Origin of the sequence: Candidatus Darwinibacter acetoxidans (assembly GCF_041936445.1) — a bacterium.
Taxonomy (GTDB): domain Bacteria; phylum Bacillota; class Limnochordia; order Darwinibacteriales; family Darwinibacteriaceae; genus DTU010.
Genome location: NZ_JBHGXH010000047.1, coordinates 1 through 2193 on the forward strand (window position 1 = coordinate 1; position 2193 = coordinate 2193).

The 2193-nt window shown below is 55.4% G+C and carries 1 protein-coding gene and 1 pseudogene; both read left to right on the forward strand.

What is annotated here, in order from left to right:
• Positions 1–125 precede the first annotated feature (125 nt).
• Entirely contained in the window at positions 126–302 is a 177-nt protein-coding gene (locus tag ACE4YL_RS02130; protein WP_461369080.1) for a hypothetical protein, read from the forward strand.
• A gap of 222 nt (positions 303–524) precedes the next feature.
• Positions 525–2193: pseudogene (locus tag ACE4YL_RS02135) on the forward strand (hypothetical protein); the annotation flags it as partial.

Sequence of the window (2193 nt, forward strand, 5' to 3'; positions counted from 1 at the left end):
AGGCCCAGAGGAAGATCGAAGCTGGCGTTGAGCCGAGGAAGGCCGAACGGAAGTTGAGGCAGGTGGTCCGTTCGCTGAGGCATTCGATGGATAGGCTAAACGGAAGGACACCTGAATAGCAAACGATGGGAGTTTCCTCCCTGCGGGAGATCGAGAAGGAAGCTCGTCAGAACGTTGATCGGTTGTGGCGGGAGTACAAAGACCAACCGGATCTGCTTGAGGTCTACCTCCCCAGTGCCGAGCGGATGCTCGAGATGGTAAGCCAGGCTGTTGATGCCATGATCGAGGGGGTGCTGACATGACTGCGTTCTGGGTCGGGATGTTTGTTGTAGCTGTGGTGTTCTTGCTGTGTTTGGAGCCTCAAGAGGGTGGCCGCCTCCGCTGAAAAAGGGAGAGCTCTTGGCCACGGATGACAGAGAAGCTGGCCGTCATTTTGGTTTCTTTGAAAGGGGGTGACACCAATACCGATTAGCGTATTCACCATCAAAGACACCGTTTCCATCAAGGCCTGGGAGCCCACAAACGTGTGGCCCAAACTCAAAAAGGGCCTGGAGCAGGGAATCGGCGGTGCCAAGGAAGCTATCCAAGAAGCATATGCGGTGGTGACATCGCCCATAGGCGAAGACTTCGGCCCGGAACATGTCTTCGGCCTTCATCACGAAGTGACGGATGAAGGCGATGTGGTGCTGAACAAGTTTGCCCTTGCTAAGGCGGCTGCTGACCTATCCGCCAACACCAGCCTGACGGATGATCAGAAAGCTGCGGCCAGGGCCCACTTGCGGAGGCACTATCAGGAGCTGGAAGAGGAACCTCCCGCCAGCTTGGTAGAGGGAGAGATGTCTATCCTCGATGCTGCCCTCGGTGGAATGAAGCCGGCAGACATTCCTCTGGCCCCCGGGGTTGACTTGGAGGCTATCAAGGCCGGGGATGATGACCCGCTTGAGGTCGTAGTGAGTGTCCCAACCAGTAAGTCCAAGCGCGGCTGGTTCTACACGGGCGAGAGCTTGCAGGATATCGTTAACTTCGTGAACCAGCACACTCTATCTGGCTTCCTCGGGCACCAGAAGCCGGACAATGTGGACGCCGAGTTTCCCACGCCCGTCACCCACTGGGTAGGAGCCAAGTGGGAAAACGGCAAGGCTTACTTTAGGGGTGTGGTGGACAAGGCAGCCGCGGACCTCAAACGGTGGATCCGCTCCAAAAGGGTCACTCAAGTGTCGATCTTCGGCATGCCCACGCTAAAGAATGTTGGTGGAGAGGTTCATGTAGTCGGCTACAAACCGTTGTCCATTGATTGGACACCGCTGCATAGGGCAGGAATGCCCACCGAAATTGTTGCTGTCGGGGAAATGGATGGTATTACTGCTGGCGAGTTTGATGTGAGTCTAGTTGGTTGGGATGGTAGTTTCGAGGGGTTAAGGGAGGCTCTCTTTGGGGCGGTGCGAACCAGGTTTGGCAACAAAGATGTCCACGCCTGGGTCCATCGTCTTTTTGCTGACCATGTGATCGTTGGAATGGAGCCCTCTACGGGCCCCAAAGAGTTTGCGAAAGTAAGCTACTCAATTTCAGATGGTCGTGTTGTGCTAGGGGAAGATGTTGTCAAAGTGGTGGAGCAGATAACCTATGTGCCCACCGGGGAGATGGAAGCCATCCCTGCATCTGGGGCTTCTTCGATGGCTTACGATGGCAGTCACGAAGGGTTAAGGGAAGCGTTACTGATGGTCTTGCGCACCAAGTTCAAAGAACCCGAGAATTTCGTTTGGGTGCGCCGAGTGTACGATGACTACTGCATCGTAGAGATCGAAAAAGGCGGAGCCTCTAGGTGGTTTAAGGTTGGCTATGGTGTTGTGGATGGCAAGGTAGTCCTGGGTAACGATGCTGTGGAAGTGAAGGAGCAGATCATCTATACCCGGGTATCCGGGGAAATAAGCACAGAAGGAGCTGATGAGAACATGACCATTCAGGAGATGCTGGTGGCCATTCGTGCTGCAGTGGCCAAAGGCGAAACCAACTTGGAGTCCATCGTTGGTGAGATGGGCTACACCAAAGACCAGGTGGTCGAACTCTTCGCTGGTGAGCAGCTGAAGAAGTTCAAAACGGCCGCCGAGTACGGCGCTGACCTGGCCGCTGCGTTGGGCTTCAGCAAAGACACCGACACCAACGAAGCCCTCAAGATCGCCGGCGAGATGGCCG